Origin of the sequence: Streptomyces sp. NBC_00536 (assembly GCF_036346295.1) — a bacterium.
GTDB lineage: Bacteria > Actinomycetota > Actinomycetes > Streptomycetales > Streptomycetaceae > Streptomyces.
On sequence record NZ_CP107819.1, the window covers coordinates 6,166,700 to 6,187,750 of the forward strand.

The following is a 21,051-nucleotide window of genomic DNA, read 5'->3' on the forward strand; positions in this document are numbered from 1 at the left end:
CCCCTGAAACGAGACCCGAGACATTTCCGAGTACGTGCGAATCCCTCCACGATCTCGGCCACGCGAATAGGTGAAGAGCCAGTGGCGAACGAAGCAAAGCTCCGCGAGTACCTCAAGAAAGTCACTACAGATCTCGACGAGGCATACGGACGCCTGCGGGAGATCGAGAGCCAGGCCCATGAGCCCATTGCCATCACGGCGATGAGCTGCCGGTTCCCGGGAGGCGTACGGTCCCCCGAAGAGCTGTGGGAACTGCTCCGCACCGGCGGGGACGCGCTCACCGCATTCCCCGCGGACCGCGGCTGGGACCTCGACAACCTGTTCTCGGACGACCCCGACGACCACGGCACGTCGGTCACCCGCGAGGGCGGGTTCCTCGGCGGGGCATCCGCGTTCGACGCCGCGTTCTTCGGGATCTCGCCGCGCGAGGCCATGGCGATGGACCCGCAGCAGCGGCTGCTGCTGGAGACCTCGTGGGAGGCCTTCGAGCGGGCCGGGATCGACCCGCAGGCGCTGCGCGGCAGCCAGTCCGGCGTGTTCGTCGGGATCAACGGCTCGGACTACCTGACCCCGCTGCTGGAAGCCGCCGAGGACTACGCGGGGCACCTGGGAACGGGCAACGCCTCCAGCGTGATGTCGGGCAGGCTGTCGTACACCTTCGGCCTGGAAGGGCCGGCGGTCACGGTCGACACGGCGTGCTCCGCGTCGCTGGTCGCCCTGCACCTGGCCGTGCAGGCGCTGCGGGCCGGGGAGTGCTCGCTGGCCGTTGCCGGTGGCGTGCACGTGATGTCCACGCCCGGACTCTTCGTCGAATTCAGCAAGCAGCGCGGGCTGTCCACGGACGGCCGCTGCAAGGCCTTCGCGGCGGGCGCCGACGGATTCGGCCCGGCGGAGGGCGTGGGCGTCCTGTTGCTGGAGCGGCTCTCCGACGCCCGCAAGCACGGGCGCCCCGTCCTCGCGGTGGTGCGTGGGTCGGCGGTCAACCAGGACGGTGCGAGCAACGGTCTGACCGCTCCGAACGGTCCCTCGCAGCAGCGCGTCATCCGCCAGGCCCTCGCCAACGCACGGCTCTCCACCGACCAGGTCGACGTCGTGGAGGCCCACGGCACCGGCACCAGCCTCGGCGACCCGATCGAGGCCCAGGCGCTCATCGCCACGTACGGCCAGGACCGCCCGGCCGATCAGCCGCTGCTGCTCGGGTCGGTCAAGTCCAACATCGGCCACACGCAGGCGGCCGCCGGTGTGGCCGGCGTGATCAAGATGGTGCTGGCGATGCAGCACGGCGTGCTGCCGCAGAGCCTGCACATCGACGAGCCGTCGCCGCACGTGGACTGGGAGTCCGGCGCGGTCTCGCTGCTCACGGAGCGGACGGCGTGGCCCGAGACGACGCATCCGCGTCGTGCGGGTGTGTCGTCGTTCGGGTTCAGTGGGACGAACGCGCATGTGATTGTGGAGCAGGCTCCGGTGGCTGAGGAGGCTGCGGGGGACTCGGCTGGTGGGGTTGAGGGCTCGGGTCCTGCGGTGGTGCCGTGGGTGTTGTCGGGTAAGGGTGCGGGGGCGTTGCGGGCGCAGGCGGAGAGGTTGTCGGGGTGGCTTGGCTCTGCCTCATCTGCTTCTGCGGTTGATGTGGGGTGGTCGTTGGCGTCGTCGCGTGCGGGGTTGGATCACCGGGCTGTGGTGTTGGGTGATCACGCGGCTGGTGTGGCGGCGGTGGCATCGGGTGTGATGGCTGCTGGTGTGGTGCAGGGGGCGGTGGTCGGGGGCAAGACGGCGTTCGTGTTCCCCGGACAGGGTTCGCAGTGGGTGGGTATGGCGGTGAGGTTGCTGGATTCCTCGCCGGTGTTCGCCGCCCGGGTGGATGAGTGTGCGAAGGCCCTTGAGCCCTTCACCGACTGGTCGTTGCGCGATGTCCTGCGCGGCGTCGCAGGTGCTCCGTCGTTGGAGCGGGTGGATGTGGTCCAGCCTGCTCTGTTTGCGGTGATGGTGTCGTTGGCGGAGGTGTGGCGGGCTGCTGGTGTGCGTCCTGGTGCGGTGATCGGTCATTCGCAGGGTGAGATCGCTGCCGCGTGTGTGGCGGGGATCTTGTCCCTTGAGGATGCGGCGCGGGTGGTCGCGCTGCGCAGTCAGGCGATCGGGCGGGTGCTGGCGGGTCTGGGCGGCATGGTCTCCGTGCCGTTGCCCGCGAAGGATGTGCGGGAGCTGATCGCTCCGTGGGGTGAGCAGCGGATCTCGGTGGCCGCGGTGAACGGGCCGTCCTCGGTGGTCGTTTCCGGCGAGGTCGAAGCCTTGGATGAGCTGTTGGTCTCGTGTGAGGTGGCTGGGGTTCGTGCGAAGCGGATCGCGGTGGACTACGCGTCGCATTCGGCTCAGGTGGAGTTGCTGCGGGAAGAGCTTGCCGAGCTGTTGGCTCCGGTTGTTCCGCAGCCCGCCGAGGTGCCGTTCTTGTCGACGGTGACGGGTGAGTGGGTGCGGGGTCCGGAGCTGGATGGCGGGTACTGGTTCCGGAATCTGCGGCAGACGGTGGAGTTGGAGCAGGCGACGCGGACGCTGCTGGAGCAGGGCTTCGGGGTGTTCGTCGAATCGAGCCCGCACCCGGTGCTGACGGTGGGTATGCAGGAGACGGTGGAGGCTGCTGGCCGTGAGGCCGCTGTCCTGGGGTCCCTGCGCCGTAACGAGGGTGGCCTGGAGCGTTTTTGGCTGTCGTTGGGTGAGGCCTGGGTCCGTGGTGTGAGCGTGGACTGGGAGGCGGTGTTCGCGGGCATGGGTGCCCGGCGGGTGGACCTGCCCACTTACGCGTTCCAGTCGCAGCGGTTCTGGCCGGAGGCCGCGCCCGTGGAGGCGGTGGCGGTGTCCGCGGAGAGCGTGATCGATGCCCGGTTCTGGGAAGCCGTCGAACGCGAAGACCTCGAAGCGCTGGCCGGGACTCTCGCCTTCGACACCCCCGACACGATCGGCTCCTTGGGGACGGTCCTTCCCGGTCTGTCCTCGTGGCGTCGGCAGAGCCGTGAGCAGTCGACCGTGGACGGCTGGCGCTACCGCGTCACCTGGAAGCGGATCGCGGAGCCTTCCCCGGCCCCTCTGTCGGGCACGTGGCTGGTCGTCGTCCCCGAGGCCCTGTCGGGGTCGCTGTCCGGTGGCCAGGGTGACGAGTGGGCGGCCGCCGTCCTGCGTACGCTCACCGAACGCGGCGCTGAGGTCCGTACCGTGACCGTCCCGGCCGATGCGGCCGATCGTGACCGGCTCGGCGCCACGCTCAAGGCCGAGACGGACGGAACGGACCCGGCCGGGGTCCTGTCCCTCCTCGCCCTCGCCGGTGCGGGCGCCTTCGCCGCCGAACTCGCCCTGTCCCAGGCGCTCGGTGACGCCGACATCGCTGCACCCCTGTGGTGCGTGACCCGCGGCGCCGTCGCCACCGGCCGTTCCGAGCAGGTGGCCGACCCCGCGCAGGCGCTCGTCTGGGGTCTGGGGCGGGTCGCCTCCATGGAGCAGGGCGGCCGTTGGGGCGGTCTGCTCGACCTTCCCGCCGATCTCGACGGCCGTACGCTCGAACGTCTCGCGGGTGTGCTGGCCGGTGACGGTTCCGAGGACCAGGTGGCGCTGCGCGCCTCGGGTCTCTTCGGCCGGCGTCTGGTCCACGCTCCCCTCGCGGACACCGCCGCCGTGCGGGAGTGGCGTCCGGAGGGTACGACCCTGGTCACCGGCGGTACGGGCGCGCTGGGCGCGCACGTGGCCCGCTGGCTCGCCGGAAACGGCGCCGAGCACCTGCTCCTCACCAGCCGCCGGGGCCCCGACGCGCCCGGAGCGGCCGAACTCCGCGACGAACTCACCGCCCTCGGCGCCCGGGTCACCCTCACCGCCTGTGACATGGCCGACCGGGACGCCGTAGCCGCCCTCATCGCAGGCATCCCCGCCGACCAGCCCCTCACCGCGGTGATCCATGCCGCGGCGGTCGTGGACGACGGGGTCATCGAGACGCTGACCCCGGAGCAGGTGGAGGCCGTTCTGCGGGTCAAGACCGACGCGACCCTCGCCCTCCACGAGCTGACCCGTGACCTGGACCTGTCGGCGTTCGTGCTCTTCTCGTCCTTCGCCGCCACCTTCGGCGCTCCCGGACAGGGCAACCAGGCACCCGGCAACGCGTTCCTGGACGCCTTCGCCGAGTACCGCCGGGGGGCAGGACTGCCCGCCACCTCCATCGCCTGGGGGCCGTGGGGCAGTGCGGACGGCGACGACAGCGCGGCAGGGGACAGGATGCGCCGCCACGGCATCGTCGCGATGTCGCCCGAGCGGACCCTCGCCTCGCTCCAGCACGCGCTGGACCGTGACGAAACGATCCTGACCGTCGCCGACATGGACTGGAAGCGGTTCACCCTCGCCTTCACCTCGGACCGGGACCGGCCGCTGCTCCTGGAGCTTCCCGAGGCCCGGCGCATCATCGAGAGCGCGGAGCGGGAGTCCGCCGACGACCTGGCCGGGGGAGTGCCGCTCACGCAGCAGCTCGCCGGGCTGCCCGAGGTCGAACAGGAGCGGCTGCTGCTCGACCTGGTCCGTACGGCCGTCGCCGCCGTCCTCGGCCACGCCGACCTGGCCGCTGTCGAGGCCGGCCGGGCGTTCAAGGAGCTGGGCTTCGACTCGCTCACCTCGGTCGAACTGCGCAACCGGCTCGGCGCGGTGAGCGGGCTGAAGCTGCCCGCCAGCCTGGTCTTCGACCACCCGACCCCCGCCGCCGTCGCCGCCTTCCTGCGCGCCGGGATCGTGCCCGACGCGGCCGCGGGCGGCGCGCCGCTGCTGGAGGAGCTCGACAAGCTCGAAGCCGTACTGGAGCGGGGCACCGCCGACAACGTCGTACGGGCCCGTGTGACCATGCGGCTCCAGAAGCTCCTGGGGAAGTGGAACGAGAGCGAGGACCAGGCGGGCGCCGAGGCGTGGGCGGCCGCGGCCGACGGCTCCGGGCCGGGCATCGGCGCGGGGTCGGCGGACGGCGTGCTGGACGAGGTCGAGCAGCTCCAGGAGGCGAGCGACGAAGAACTGTTCGCCTTCATCAACAAGGGACTCGGCCGCGCCTGACCACAAACGGACCCCGGGCGCTCTCGCGATATTGACGGCGTGCCGTTAATTGGCCAGGATGGTCAGCCCCCTCGGCAATTCATGCAGGGCCCACTGCCCCCTGTCACACCCTCCCACCCAGGGGTGTGTAGGGGGCAGTTAGGGGTTGTCGGGAAGATTGAGCGGCGAATAACCTGCCGCTGAGCAGTCGATTCGGTCAAGAAGGGAATCGACTGTATTCCCGATGGAATTCTCGGCTTTATCTGCACAGTTTTCCGAACAGTTTTCCGATGCCGTCTGCTGCAAATGGGTGGTTGCGTTAAATGGCGAATGAAGAGACGCTGCGGGACTACCTGAAGCTGGTGACGGCGGATCTGCACCAGACGCGTCAGCGGCTGCGTGACGTCGAGGCGAAGAATCAGGACCCCATCGCCATCGTCGGCATGGGCTGCCGCTACCCCGGCGGTGTGACCTCGCCCGAGGAGCTGTGGCAGCTCGTCGTGGACGGCGGGGACGCCGTCTCCGGTTTCCCCGCCGACCGTGGCTGGGACATGGAGACGGTCTACCACCCGGACCCCGAGCACCCCGGCACCAGCTATGCCAACCAGGGTGGCTTCGTACGGGACTTCGCCCGCTTCGACCCGTCGCTCTTCGGCATCTCGCCGCGCGAGGCCCTCGCCATGGACCCGCAGCAGCGGCTGCTCCTGGAGACCTCGTGGGAAGCGTTCGAGCGGGCCGGGATCGACCCGACCTCGATGCGGGGCAAGCAGGTCGGCGTCTTCGTCGGCACCAGCAACCACGACTACCTGTCGGCGCTGCTGAGTTCCTCCGAGAACGTGGAGGGCTACCTCGGCACCGGCAACGCGGCGAGCGTCGCCTCGGGCCGGCTCTCGTACACCTTCGGCCTCGAAGGCCCCGCCGTCACCGTCGACACCGCCTGCTCGTCGTCCTCGGTGGCCCTGCACCTGGCCGTACAGGCGCTCCGCAACGGCGAGTGCTCGCTCGCCCTCGCGGGCGGTGCGACGCTGATGTCGGCTCCCGGCACGTTCATCGACTACAGCAAGCAGCGCGGACTGGCCACCGACGGACGCTGCAAGGCGTTCTCGCCCGACGCCGACGGATTCAGCCTCGCCGAGGGCGTGGGCATCCTGCTGGTCGAGCGGCTCTCCGACGCGCGCCGCAAGGGCCACCCCGTCCTGGCCGTGGTCCGTGGCTCCGCCGTCAACCAGGACGGCGCCAGCAACGGCCTGACCGCGCCCAACGGCCCGTCCCAGCAGCGCGTCATCCTGCAGGCGCTGTCCAACGCCAGGCTCACCCCCGACCAGGTCGACGCGGTCGAGGCCCACGGCACGGGCACCGGCCTCGGTGACCCCATCGAGGCGCAGGCGCTCATCGCCACCTACGGCCAGGGCCGCCCCGAGGGGCGGCCGCTGTGGCTGGGTTCGCTCAAGACCAACATCGGTCACGCGCAGGCCGCTGCCGGTGTCGCGGGCGTCATCAAGAGCGTCATGGCGATGCGCCACGGCGTGCTGCCGCGCACCCTGCACGTGGACGAGCCGACCCCCCACGTCGACTGGGCGGCGGGCGACGTCTCCCTGCTCACCGAGGCGCGGCCCTGGCCCCTCGGCGACCAGCCGCGCCGGATCGGCGTCTCGTCCTTCGGCATGAGCGGCACCAACGCCCACATCATCCTGGAGAGCGCGCAGGAGTCCGCCGCCGACCAGCGGGCCGACGCCGGTACGGACCGGAGCGAACCGGCCGCCGACCGCGCGAACACGCCCGGCGTCCTCCCGGTCGTCCTGTCCGGCCGGACCGAGCCCGCCCTGCGGGCCCAGGCCGCCGCGCTGCACGCCCACGTCGCGGCCCACCCCGGCCTCGGCATCGCCGATCTCGCCTTCTCCCAGGCCCTCACCCGGGCGGCGCTGGACCGGCGCGCGGCCGTCGTCGCCGACGACCGCGAGGCCCTGCTGTCGGGGCTCGCGGCACTGGCGGAAGGCCGCCCCTGCGCCGACGTGGTCGAAGGAAGCGCCACGGAGGGCAAGCTGGCGTTCCTCTTCACCGGGCAGGGCAGCCAGCGGCCCGGCATGGGCCGTGAACTGTATGCGACGTATCCCGTCTTCGCGCAGGCTCTGGACGCGGTGTGCGAACGGCTGGAACTGCCGCTCAAGGAAGCCCTGTTCGGGACCGACGGCGCCGCGCTGGACGAGACCGCCTACACCCAGCCCGCGCTGTTCGCGGTCGAGGTGGCCCTCTTCCGGCTCGTGGAGAGCTGGGGCCTGAAGCCCGACTACCTGGCCGGGCACTCGATCGGTGAGATCGCGGCCGCACACGTGGCCGGAGTGCTCTCGCTGGAGGACGCCTGCACCCTGGTCGAGGCCCGTGGCCGGCTGATGCAGGCGCTGCCGACCGGTGGCGTGATGATCGCCGTCGAGGCCGCGGAGGACGAGGTCCTGCCGCTGCTGACCGACCGGGTGAGCATCGCCGCGGTCAACGGTCCGCGGTCGGTCGTGATCGCGGGCGACGAGGCCGACGCGGTGGCGATCGCCGAGTCCTTCGAAGCCCAGGGCCGCAAGACCAAGCGGCTCACGGTCAGCCACGCCTTCCACTCGCCGCACATGGACGGCATGCTGGAGGACTTCCGGGTTGTGGCGGAAGGCCTGTCGTACGAGGCTCCGCGCATCCCGATCGTCTCGAACCTCACCGGCGCCCTCGTCACCGACGAGATGGGCTCGGCCGAGTTCTGGGTCCGCCACGTCCGCGAAGCCGTCCGCTTCCTCGACGGAATCCGCTGGCTGGAGAGCCGCGGGGTCACCACCTACCTCGAACTCGGCCCCGGCGGCGTCCTGTCCGCCCTCGGCCAGGACTGCCAGACCGCGACCGGCCCCCGCGCGGCGGCCTTCCTCCCCGCGCTGCGCACCGGCCGCCCCGAGGCCTCGTCGCTGACCGCGGCCGTGGCCGGCGCCCATGTACGCGGCCTCTCCCCGGACTGGGCCGCCCGCTTCGCGGGCAGCGGCGCACACCGCGTCGAGCTGCCCACCTACGCCTTCCAGCGCGAGCTGTACTGGCCCCGCGACCCCTTCACCGACCCGGCCGAATCCGCCCATGGCGGTGAACTCGGCGCCACTGACGCCAAGTTCTGGGAGGTCGTCGACAGCGAGGACCTCGCCGTGCTCGCCGACACCCTCGGCGTCGGCGGCGACGAACCCCTCAGCAGCGTGCTGCCCGCGCTCTCCGCCTGGCACCGCCGCCACCGCGACCGCGACACCGTGGACGGCTGGCGCTACCGCGTCACCTGGAAGCCGCTGACGGACACCACGGCCACGCCCCCCTCCGGGCACTGGCTCCTGGCCGTACCCACCGGGCACGCCGACAACCCCTGGACCGTCGCCGCCGAGCGGGCACTGACGGCACGCGGCGCCACCGTGACCACCGTCGCCCTCGACGCGACCCTCGACGACCGCGCCACCACCGCCCAGCGGATCGGCGAAGCCCTCGCCGTCCCCGCCGACTCTCCCGCGGCGGGCGCCGAAACGCTCGCCGGCGTGCTCTCGCTGCTCGCCCTGGACGAGCGGCCGCACCCCGCGGACCCGGCACTGCCCGCCGGGCTCGCCGCCACGGCCGCCCTCATCCAGGCGCTCGGCGACACCGGCGTGGAAGCCCCGCTGTGGGCCGCCACCTGCGGCGCGGTCTCCACCGGCCGCACCGACCGGCTCTCCAGCACCGCCCAGGCACAGGTCTGGGGCCTCGGCCGCACCGCCGCCCTCGAACTGCCCGTGCGCTGGGGCGGTCTAGTCGACCTGCCCCCGACCCCCGACGAGCGGGCCGCGGGCCGACTCGCCGACGTCCTCGGCGGAATCGGCGGACCCGGCGCTCTCGGCGGGCTCGGCGGGCCCGGCGCCGAGGACCACCTCGCCGTACGCTCCACCGGCGTCTTCGTCCGCAGGCTGGCCCGCGCCACCCGCGACGAGCGCCCCGCCACCGAGTGGGCCGCCACCGGCACGGCCCTCATCACCGGCGGCACGGGCGCACTCGGCCGCCACGTCGCCCGCTGGCTCGCCCGCACCGGGGCGGAGCACCTGCTCCTGGTCAGCAGGCGCGGCCCGGAAGCCGAGGGAGCCGACGCGCTCGCCGCCGAACTGCGCGCACTGGGTGCCGAGGTCACCATCGCCGCCTGCGACGTCGCCGACCGCGACGCCGTCGCGGCCCTGCTCGCCACCCTTCCGGCCGAGCAGCCGCTGACCACCGTCGTCCACGCCGCCGGGGTGCTCGACGACGGCGTCCTGGACGCCCAGACGCCGCAGCGCCTCGCCGGGGTCCTGCGCCCCAAGGCCCATGCGGCGCAGGTCCTGCACGAGCTGACCCGCGACCTGGACCTCTCCGCGTTCGTCCTCTTCTCGTCCGTCGCGGCTGTCTTCGGCGCCGCGGGTCAGGCCAACTACGCCGCCGCGAACGCCTCCTTGGACGCCCTCGCCGAGCAGCGCCGCGCCGACGGCCTGCCCGCCACCGTGCTGGCCTGGGGTGCCTGGGCCGAAGGCGGCATGGCCACCGACGAACTCGTCGCCGAGCGCCTGCGGCTGGCCGGACTGCCCGCCCTCGCACCCGAACTGGCCCTGTCCGCGCTGCACATGGCGCTCACCCTGGACGAGACCGCCTCGCTCGTCGCCGACATCGACTGGGAGCGCCTGACCCCCGGCCTCACCGCCGTACGCCCCTGCCCGCTGATCGCCGACCTCCCCGAGGCCATGCACGCCCTCGCCGGAGCCGAGGCGGCCACCGGGCCCGGCGGCGCCGCCCCCGACACGATCGCGCGGCAGCTGGCCGACGCCTCCGCCGGTGAACGCGACCAGCTCGCCCTGGAGTTCGTACGTACCCAGGTCGCGGCCGTACTCGGCTACGCCGGACCCGGGTCCGTCGACCCGGGCAGTGCCTTCCGGGACCTGGGCTTCGACTCGCTCACCGCGGTGGAGATCCGCAACCTCCTCACCTCCCGGACCGGCCTGCGCCTGCCCGCGACACTGATCTTCGACTACCCCAACTCCCTCTCCCTGGCCGCCTTCCTGCAGGGCGAACTGCTCGGCTCGCAGGCGCCGGACCCCGCCCGCCGCACCCCCGCGGGCCCGGGGGCCGCCACCGACGACGACCCCATCGCGATCGTCGCGATGAGCTGCCGCTTCCCCGGCGGCGTACAGACCCCGGAAGACCTCTGGCAGCTGCTCTCCACCGGCCGTGACGCGATCTCCGGCTTCCCCGCCGACCGCGGCTGGGACCTCGACGGGCTGTACGACCCCGAGTCCGCCACGGAGAACACCAGTTACGTCCGCGAGGGCGGCTTCCTCGCCGGTGCCACCGACTTCGACCCCGGGTTCTTCGGGATCTCGCCGCGCGAGGCCCTCGCCATGGACCCGCAGCAGCGCCTGCTGCTCGAAACGTCCTGGGAGGCCTTCGAGCGCGCCGGAATCGACCCCGCCACCGTGCGCGGCGAACAGATCGGCGTCTTCACCGGCACCAACGGACAGGACTACCTCAACGTCATCCTGGCCGCACCCGACGGTGTCGAGGGGTTCCTCGGCACGGGCAACGCGGCGAGCGTGGTCTCCGGCCGAGTCTCCTACGTGCTCGGCCTGGAAGGCCCGGCCGTCACGGTCGACACGGCCTGCTCGTCCTCGCTGGTCGCCCTGCACTGGGCGATCCAGGCGCTGCGCCAGGGTGAGTGCACCATGGCGCTGGCCGGCGGTGTGACCGTCATGTCCACGCCCGCCTCCTTCGTCGACTTCAGCCGTCAGCGCGGGCTCGCGGAAGACGGACGCATCAAGGCGTTCGCGGCGGCCGCCGACGGTACGGGCTGGGGCGAGGGCGTCGGCATCCTCCTCGTCGAGAAGCTCTCCGACGCACAGCGCAACGGCCACCCGGTCCTGGCGATCGTGCGGGGCTCGGCCATCAACCAGGACGGCGCCAGCAACGGCCTCACGGCACCCAACGGCCCGTCCCAGCAGCGCGTCATCCGCCAGGCCCTCGCCAGCGGCGGACTGACGGCCACGGACGTCGACGCCGTCGAGGCCCACGGCACGGGCACGAAGCTCGGTGACCCGATCGAGGCGCAGGCACTCCTCGCCACGTACGGGCAGGACCGGCCCGCCGGCCGCCCCCTGCTGCTCGGCTCGATCAAGTCCAACCTCGGGCACACACAGGCCGCCGCCGGTGTCGCCGGTGTCATGAAGATGGTCCTCGCCATGCAGCACGGCGTGCTGCCGAAGACCCTGCACGTCGACGCGCCGACCCCGCACGTGGACTGGTCGGCAGGTGAGGTCGCCCTGCTGGCCGATGCCGTGGAATGGCCCGAGACCGGGCGTCCGCGCCGGGCGGGCGTCTCGTCGTTCGGCATCAGCGGCACCAACGCCCACACCATCATCGAACAGGCCCCGGCAGCCATGGCGCCCGTCCCGCCCGTGGCGTCCGCGCCCGTACGGGCCGACGGCCCGCAGCCGTGGCTCCTCTCCGCGAAGAACCGCGAAGCACTCCACGACCAGGCACGCCGACTGCACGCCCACGCGGACCTGAACCCGGACGTGAGCCCCGCCGACCTCGGACTCTCCCTGGCGGTCGGCCGTTCGGCGTTCGAGCGGCGCGCGGCCGTGGTCGCCGCCGACCGTGAGGGGCTGCTGGCCGGCCTCGCGGCACTGGCGGACGGCGGCGCGGCGGCAGGACTGGTGGAGGGCTCACCGGTCGCCGGAAAGCTGGCGTTCCTGTTCACCGGGCAGGGCAGCCAGCGGCTCGGGATGGGCCGTGAGCTGTACGAGGCGTATCCGGTGTTCGCGGACGCGCTCGATGCCGTCTGTGCGCGGCTGGATCTCGAAGTACCGCTGAAGGACGTCCTGTTCGGGTCGGATGCGCGCCTGCTGGACGAGACCGCTTACACGCAGCCCGCGTTGTTCGCGGTCGAGGTGGCGTTGTTCCGGCTGCTGGAGTCGTGGGGCGTGAAGCCCGACTTCGTGGCCGGTCATTCGATCGGTGAGATCGCGGCCGCGCATGTGGCCGGGGTGTTCTCCCTCGATGACGCCTGTGCGCTGGTCGAGGCTCGCGGGCGGTTGATGCAGGCGCTGCCGGGTGGTGGCGTGATGATCGCCGTCCAGGCGTCGGAGGACGAAGTCCTGCCGCTGCTGACGGACCGCGTGAGCATTGCCGCGATCAATGGTCCCCAGTCGGTCGTGATCGCGGGTGACGAGGCCGACGCGGTGGCGATCGCCGAGTCGTTCACCGGCCGCAAGTCCAAGCGGCTCACGGTCAGTCACGCGTTCCATTCGCCGCACATGGACGGCATGCTCAACGCCTTCCGTGAGATAGCCGAGGGCCTCTCCTTTGAGGCTCCGCGCATCCCGGTCGTCTCGAACCTCACCGGCGCCCTCGTCACCGACGAGATGGCCTCGGCTGACTTCTGGGTCCGCCACGTCCGCGAGGCCGTCCGCTTCCTCGACGGCATCCGCACGCTGGAGGCCGCAGGCGTCACCAAGTACCTCGAACTCGGCCCCGACGGCGTGCTGTCCGCCCTGGCCCAGGACTGCGTGGGTGCTGGTGGCGAGGGCTCCGTCTTCATCCCCGTACTCCGCAAGGCACGCCCCGAGCCCGAGACCGTCACCACGGCCCTCGCCACGGCCCACGTCCACGGCATCACCGTCGACTGGCAGGCGTTCTACGCCGGGACCGGCGCCCAGCGCGTCGACCTCCCCACCTACGCCTTCCAGCGCCAGCGCTACTGGCCCGCCGTCTCCTCCCTCTACCTCGGCGACGTCGAGGCGATCGGCCTCGACGACACCGCGCACCCGCTGCTCAGCGCGGGTGTCGCCCTGCCCGAGTCCGACGGCATGGTGTTCGCCGGGCGGCTCGCGCTCTCCACCCACCCCTGGCTCGCCGACCACACCATCCTCGGCAGCGTCCTGCTGCCCGGTACGGCCTTCGTCGAGCTGGCCACCCGCGCCGGTGACCAGGTCGGCTGCGATTACCTGGAAGAACTGACCCTCGAAGCGCCTCTGGTCCTGCCCGAGCACGGCGGCGTCCAGCTGCGCGTGTGGGTCGGTGCCGCCGACGAGTCCGGTCGACGGCCGTTCGCCCTGCACTCCCGGGCCGAAGGTCTGCCGGCCGAGGAGCCGTGGACGCGGCACGCCGGCGGTGTGCTCGCCGAGGGCGGGCGGCCCCCGGCCGACTTCGACCTGACGGCCTGGCCCCCGGCGGGCGCCGTCGAAGTGGAGCTCGACGGGCGCTACGAAGAGCTCGACGGCATCGGTTTCTCCTACGGCCCCACTTTCCGCGGCCTGCGCACGGCCTGGCAGCTCGACGGTGAGGTCTACGCCGAGGTCAGGCTGCCCGAGGGGGCCGAGGACGAGGCGGGCCGGTTCGGCCTGCACCCGGCCCTGCTCGACGCGGCACTGCACGCCATCGGGCTGGGCGGCCTCGGCGCCGACGACGGCCAGGGCAGGCTTCCCTTCGCCTGGTCCGGGGTGTCGCTGCACGCGGGCGGGGCTGCCGCGCTGCGGGTCCACCTCGCTCCGGCGGGTGCCGAGGGCGTCCGCCTGGAGATCGCGGACGCCTCGGGCGCACCGGTCGCGGCCGTCGAGTCGCTCGGGCTGCGCCCGGTGACGGCCGAGCAGCTCCGTGCCGCTCGTGCCACCTACCACGAGTCCGTGTTCCGCCAGCAGTGGACCGAGCTGACGGGTCTCGGCGCTCCGGCCGCGGCCCCCGCCGTCCGGTACGCGTTCCTCGGCGGCGACACCGAAGCCGCCGCGGACCACTACCAGGACCTGGCCGCGCTCGCCGCCGCGATCGACGCCGGAAGGCCCGTACCGGACGAGGTGGTCGTCGGCCTCGCGGCCGCGTCCGGGGCCGTTTCGGCGGCCACCGTGCACGGCGCCGCGCACGACGCGCTGGCACTCGTCCAGACCTGGCTCGCGGACCAGCGGTTCGCCGCCGCACGCCTGGTGGTCCTCACCCGCGGCGCGGTGGCCACGGACGCGGGCGACGACGTGACCGACCTCGCCGCCGCCACCGTGTGGGGCCTGCTGCGGTCCGCGCAGACGGAGAACCCCGGCAGGATCGCGCTCGTCGACACCGACGGCCACGACCGGAGCGACCAGGCCCTGCGGGCCGCGCTCACCTCCGACGAGGAGCGGTTCGCGCTGCGCGCCGGAGCCGTCCTCGTGCCCCGGCTCGCCCGGGTCGAGACCCGGCAGGACGAGTCCGCCCCCGCACCGGCCTTCACGCCCGGCGGCACGGTGCTGATCACCGGAGCCACCGGAGCGCTGGGCGGTCTCGTCGCCCGGCACCTCGCCACCGCACACGGCGTGGAGCGGCTGCTCCTCGTCGGCAGGCGCGGAGCAAGCGCCCCCGGCGCGGCCGAACTCGTCGCCGAACTGGCCGAGTCGGGCACCCGGGCCACCTGGGCGGCGTGCGACGTGGCCGACCGGGACGCGCTCGCGGCGCTGCTCGCGGGGATTCCCGCCGAGCACCCGCTGACCGCCGTCGTCCACACGGCCGGAGTCATCGACGACGGCATCATCTCCTCGCTGACGCCCGACCGGCTCTCCGCCGTGCTGCGGCCCAAGGTGGACGCGGCCTGGAACCTGCACGAGCTGACCGAGGGCCTCGACCTCTCCGCCTTCGTGCTCTTCTCCTCCACCTCCGGTCTCTTCGGGGGCCCCGGGCAGGGCAACTACGCCGCCGCCAACTCCTTCCTGGACGCCCTCGCCCAGCACCGCCGCGCCCACGGGCTCCCCGCGACCTCGACGGCCTGGGGCCTGTGGTCCGTGGCCGACGGCATGGCCGGCTCCCTGGACGCGGCCGACGTCAACCGGATGCGCCGGGCCGGACTGCCGCCGCTGACCGCGGCCGACGGCCTCGGCCTGTTCGACACGGCGGTCTCCCTCGACGACGCCGCCCTGGCCCTGATGCGGGTGGACACCGACGTCCTGCGCACCCAGGCCGCGGCCGGCACCGTCGCACCGCTGCTGCGCGGTCTCGTACGGGGCGTCGCCCGCCGGTCGGTCGACGCGTCGGCCGGGGCCGCAGGCGCCGACTCGGAGCTGCGCGGCAGGCTGGCGGGGCTCTCCGCGGCCGAGCGGGACCGGGCGCTGCTGGACCTGGTGCGTACGCAGGTCGCGGCGGTCCTCGGACACGCCGGGCCCGCGGCCGTCGAGTCGGGACGGGCCTTCAAGGAGCTGGGCTTCGACTCGCTCACCGCGGTGGAGCTGCGCAACCGGCTGAACGCCGCCACCGCGCTGCGCCTGCCCGCGACCCTGATCTTCGACTATCCGGACCCGACCGTCCTCGCCCGCCACCTGCGCACTGAGCTGATCGGCGACGACACCACGGCCGCCGTGGCCGAGCCGGCCGTGGCCGTGGCCGACGACGAGCCCATCGCCATCGTCGCCATGAGCTGCCGCTACCCCGGTGACGTACGCACCCCCGAGGACCTGTGGCAGCTCCTGACGGCGGGCGCCGACGGCATCACCCGGCTTCCCGAGAACAGGGGCTGGGACACCGAGGGGCTGTACGACCCGGACCCGGAGAGCCAGGGCACCTCCTACGCCCGCGACGGCGGATTCCTGCACGACGCGACCGAATTCGACGCGTCCTTCTTCGGGATCTCGCCCCGCGAGGCCCTCGCCATGGACCCGCAGCAGCGGCTCCTGCTGGAGACGACCTGGGAGGTCTTCGAACGGGCCGGCATCGCGCCGTCCTCGGTGCGCGGCAGCCGGACGGGCGTCTTCGCGGGTGTCATGTACCACGACTACGGCGCGCGCCTGCACGCCGTGCCCGACGGTGTCGAGGGCTACCTCGGCACCGGCAGCTCCAGCAGCATCGTGTCCGGCCGCGTCGCCTACACCTTCGGCCTCGAAGGCCCGGCGGTCACCGTGGACACGGCCTGCTCCTCCTCGTTGGTCGCCCTGCACCTCGCGGCCCAGGCACTGCGCAACGGCGAGTGCTCGCTCGCCCTCGCGGGCGGTGTCACCGTGATGTTCACGCCCGGCACCTTCATCGAGTTCAGCCGTCAGCGCGGCCTGGCCGCCGACGGACGCTGCAAGTCCTTCGCGGCCGCCGCCGACGGGACGGGCTGGGGCGAGGGCGCGGGCATGCTCCTGCTGGAGCGGCTCTCCGACGCACGGCGCAACGGCCACCAGGTCCTCGCGGTCGTCCGCGGCTCGGCCGTCAACCAGGACGGCGCCAGCAACGGCCTCACCGCCCCGAACGGCCCCTCGCAGCAGCGCGTCATCCGGCAGGCCCTCGCCAACGCGGGTGTCGCCGCCGGACACGTCGACGCCGTCGAGGCCCACGGCACCGGCACCACCCTCGGCGACCCCATCGAGGCCCAGGCCCTCCTCGCGACCTACGGCCAGGAGCACACCGACGACCGGCCGCTGCTCCTCGGCTCGGTGAAGTCCAACCTCGGTCACACGCAGGCCGCTTCGGGCGTCGCCGGCGTCATCAAGATGGTCATGTCGATGCGGCACGGTGTGCTGCCGAAGACCCTGCACGTCGACGAGCCGACCCCGCACGTGGACTGGTCGGCGGGCGCGGTCTCGCTCCTCACCGAGCAGACCCCGTGGCCCGAGACCGGCCGTCCGCGCCGCGCGGGCGTCTCCTCCTTCGGCATCAGCGGCACCAACGCGCACGCCATCATCGAGCAGGCCCCGGAGCCGGACCCGGCCCGGGCGTTGGCGCGGCCCGCGCCGGACGCCGCGGAGCCGTCGCCCGTGCCCCTGGTCGTGTCCGCCCGCGGCGAGGACGCGCTGCGCGCCCAGGCCCGCCGGCTCCACGCCCACGTCCACGCCGACCCCGGCTTGCGCGCCGTCGACCTCGGCCTCTCCCTGGCGACCACCCGCTCGGCCCTGGACCAGCGCGCCGCGCTGGTGGCGGGCGACCGCGCCGAACTGCTGCGCGGCCTGGACGCCCTGGCCCGCGGCGAGGACAGCGCGGGACTGGTGCGCGGCACCGCCCGCGAGGGCCAGGTGGCGTTCCTGTTCACCGGTCAGGGCAGCCAGCGCCCGGGGATGGGGCGCGAGCTGTACGACGCGCATCCCGTCTTCGCGGACGCGCTCGACGAGGTCTGCGGCGAACTGGACCGGCACCTCGAAGTACCGCTCAAGGACGTGCTGTTCGCGACCGAAGGCGATCTGGCCGATCTGGTGAACCGGACCGCTTACACGCAGCCCGCGCTGTTCGCCGTCGAGGTGGCCCTGTTCCGGCTCATGGAGAGCCGGGGTGTGCAGCCCGACGTCCTGGCCGGTCACTCGATCGGTGAGATCGCCGCCGCGCACGTGGCGGGCGTCCTTTCGCTCCAGGACGCCAGTGAACTGGTCGCCGCCCGTGGGCGGTTGATGCAGGCGCTGCCGACCGGCGGCGTGATGATCGCCGTCCAGGCATCGGAGGACGAGGTCCTGCCGCTGCTGACGGACCGGGTGAGCATCGCCGCCATCAACGGTCCGCAGTCGGTCGTGATCGCGGGTGACGAGGCCGACGCGGTCGCGATCGCCGAGTCCTTCCCGGGCCGCAAGTCCAAGCGGCTCACGGTCAGTCACGCGTTCCATTCGCCGCACATGGACGGCATGCTCGCCGACTTCCGCAAGGTCGCCGAGGGCCTCGTCTACGAGAGCCCGCGCATCCCGCTCGTCTCGAACCTCACCGGGGCCCTGGTCACCGATGAGATGGGCTCGGCGGACTTCTGGGTGCGTCACGTCCGCGAGGCCGTCCGCTTCCTGGACGGAATTCGCGCCCTGGAAGCCGCGGGCGTCACGACATACGTCGAACTCGGCCCGGACGGGGTCCTGTCGGCCATGGCCCAGGACTGCGTGAGCGGCGAGGACGCGGTCTTCGTCCCCGTCCTGCGCACCGGCCGCCCCGAGGCCGAGACCGTCACCACCGCCCTCGCCCGCGTCCACGTCCAGGGCGTGCCCGTGGACTGGGACGCGTACTTCGCCGGGACCGGCGCCCAGCGCGTCGACCTCCCCACCTACGCCTTCCAGCGCAAGCGCTACTGGCTCGACGTCGGCGTCTCCGTCGAGGACGTGCTGGCGGCCGGTCTCGACTCGGCCGACCACCCCCTGCTGGGCGCCACCGTCTCACTGCCGGGGTCCGACGGGCTGGTCCTCACCGGACGCCTCGCGCTGTCCACGCACCCCTGGCTGGGCGACCACACCGTCATGGACACCGTCCTGCTGCCCGGCACGGCCTTCGTCGAACTCGCCCTGCGGGCCGGTGAACTGGTCGGCTGCGACACCGTCGAAGAGCTGGCCCTCGAAGCCCCGCTCACCCTCGCCGACCAGGGCTCCGTCCAGTTCCAGCTGGCCGTGGACGCCCCCGACGACGCCGGGCGCCGGACCCTGACCCTGCACTCCCGCCGCACCGGGGCCCCGGCCGAAGACCCGTGGACACGGCACGCCACCGGCGTTCTCGCGCCCGTGGGGTCCGCCGCGCCCGCACACCCCTTCGATCTGACCGCATGGCCGCCGGCCGACGCGGAGCCCGTGCCCACCGACGCGTTCTACCCGGGCGCGGCCGCGGCGGGCCTCGGCTACGGACCGGCCTTCCAGGGGCTGCGCGCCGCCTGGCGGCGCGGCGACGAACTGTTCGCCGAGGTCGCACTCGACGAGCAGTACGAGGGCGACGCCGCCGCCTACGGCGTGCACCCCGCCCTGCTCGACGCGGCCCTGCACGCCATCGGCCTCGGAGTACCCGGCGCGTCCGCCGACGCCCCGGCCGAAGGAGCCCGGCTGCCCTTCGCCTGGACCGGCGTACGCCTGTACGCGGCCGGTGCGGCGGGCATCCGGGTCCGGCTGACCGCCGCCGCGTCCGGCGGCATCGCCCTGGACGTGGCCGACTCCACCGGAGCCCCGGTGGCCTCCGTCGAGTCCCTGATCCTGCGCCCGGTCTCCGCGGAGCAGCTCGGCGAGGACCGTACGGCGCACCACGAGTCGCTCTTCGGAGTGGAATGGACCAGGCTTCCCCTGCCCTCCGGTGTGATCCCCTCCGGCGAACGCTGGGCCGTGCTCGGCGAGGACGAGCCGGACCTCAGGGTCGGCGGCGAACGCCTCGACGCGTACAGCGGCCTCACCGCGCTGCGCGAGGAGATCGCCGCGGGCACCTCGGCGCCCGACGTCGTCGTCGTACCCCTGTCCTCCGGGGCCTGCGGCGGCGGACGCGCGGGCACCGCCCGGGCCGCCGCGCACCACGCGCTCGCCCTGGTCAAGGAGTGGCTGGCCGACGAACGGCTCGACGGCGCGCGGCTCGTGCTGCTGACGCGGGGCGCGGTGGCCGCCGTACCGGACGAGCACGTGACCGATCTGACCCACGCCCCGGTGTGGGGCCTGGTGCGGTCCGCGCAGTCCGAGAACCCCGGCCGGTTCGTGCTCGCCGACACCGACGGCACCGACGCCTCCTTCGGGGCGCTGGCCGCCGCACTCGCGACCGACGAGCCGCAGCTCGCCCTCCGGTCCGGCGAGGCACACGCCTTCCGCCTGCGCCGCATCGCCCGTACCGCCACCGAGGCGGCCGGTGACACCGGCAACGGCGACGGACCCACCCGTACGGACGGCGCCCGCAAGGCCGCCGACGGTACGGTCCTGGTCACCGGAGCGAGCGGCACCCTCGGCGGACTCTTCGCCCGCCACCTGGCCGCCGCCCACGGCGCGCGGCACCTGCTGCTGCTGAGCCGTCGCGGGGGCGAGGCCCCCGGGGCCGGTGAACTGACCCGTGAGCTGACCGCGTCGGGCGTGGAGGTGACCTGGGCGGCCTGCGACGCGGCCGACCGGGACGCGCTCGCCGCCGTACTGGCCGCGATCCCGGCCGACCGGCCGCTGACGGCGGTCGTCCACACGGCCGGTGTGCTCGACGACGGCATCATCGACTCCCTCACACCCGAGCGGCTCGACACCGTGCTGCGGCCCAAGGTCGACGCGGCCTGGAACCTGCACGAGCTGACCGAGGGCCACGAACTCTCCGCGTTCGTGCTCTTCTCCTCGGTCGCCGGCTGCTTCGGCGCCGCTGGCCAGGGCAACTACGCGGCGGCCAACTCCTTCCTGGACGCCCTCGCCCAGCACCGCAAGGCCCGTGGCCTCACCGCGAGTTCCCTCGCCTGGGGCCTGTGGGAGGCGACGGGCGGCATGGCCGGCGCGCTCGACGAAGCCGACCTGACCCGCATGGCCCGCTCCGGCGTGGCCGCGCTCGCCCCCGCCGAGGGCCTGGCCCTCTTCGACGCCTCCCGCACCCTGGACGAAGCGGTCCTCGTCCCCATGCGGATCGAACTGGGCGCGCTGCGCGCCCAGGCCGCGGACGGCACCCTGCCGCCGCTGCTGCGCGGACTGGTGCGCACTCCCGCGCGCCGGGCCGCCGACTCCGGAGCACGCACCGGAACGCGCACGGGAACGCGCACGGGCACCGACCCGGCGGGCTCCCTCGAAGAGCGCCTCGCCGGACTGTCGGCAGCCGAACGCGACCGGGCCCTCATGGAGCTGGTCCGCACCCAGGTGGCCGCGGTCCTGGGCTACGCGGGCCCCGACGACGTCGACGCGGGACGGGGCTTCCTCGACCTGGGCTTCGACTCGCTCACCGCGGTCGACCTGCGCAACCGCCTCACGGCGGGCTCCGGACTCCGGCTGCCCGTCACGCTCATCTTCGACTATCCCTCTCCGACCGCGCTCGCCGGATACCTCGCCGAACGCCTCGGCCAGGGCGACCCGTCCCGCCGGCCCGTCCACGCGGAACTCGACAAGCTCGAATCGATCCTCTCGACGGTCGGCCCCGACGACGTCGAACGCGCGGGCATCACCGCCCGGCTGCGAGACCTTCTGGCGAAGTGGAATGAAACGCACAGTGCACAGGACAGCGCCGCGGACGAGCGGGAAATCCAGTCCGCGACGGCCGACGAGATCTTCGATCTGCTCGACGACGAACTGGGGCTGTCCTGACGGGCTCCGGCCCGGCGGCCGTCCGGCCGGTGCGCAGCACCGGCTCCCGGCCGCC

General features: G+C 73.3%; 2 protein-coding genes. Both read left to right on the plus strand.

What is annotated here, in order from left to right:
• Nucleotides 1–3: 3 nt before the first annotated feature.
• Complete coding sequence (locus OHS33_RS27260; RefSeq protein ID WP_443065472.1) at nucleotides 4–5,067, plus strand: type I polyketide synthase; 5,064 nt, start codon at nucleotides 4–6, stop codon at nucleotides 5,065–5,067.
• A gap of 302 nt (nucleotides 5,068–5,369) precedes the next feature.
• Nucleotides 5,370–20,996 carry a type I polyketide synthase gene (locus OHS33_RS27265; RefSeq protein WP_330333037.1) on the plus strand — a complete coding sequence of 5,209 codons (15,627 nt, stop codon included), beginning with the start codon at nucleotides 5,370–5,372 and terminating at the stop codon, nucleotides 20,994–20,996.
• Nucleotides 20,997–21,051: the final 55 nt, after the last annotated feature.

Bases quoted from the DNA above. Each gene is read 5' to 3' on its own strand.
- OHS33_RS27265 (WP_330333037.1), top strand. From the start codon at position 5,370: ATGGCGAATGAAGAGACGCTGCGGGACTACCTGAAGCTGGTGACGGCG.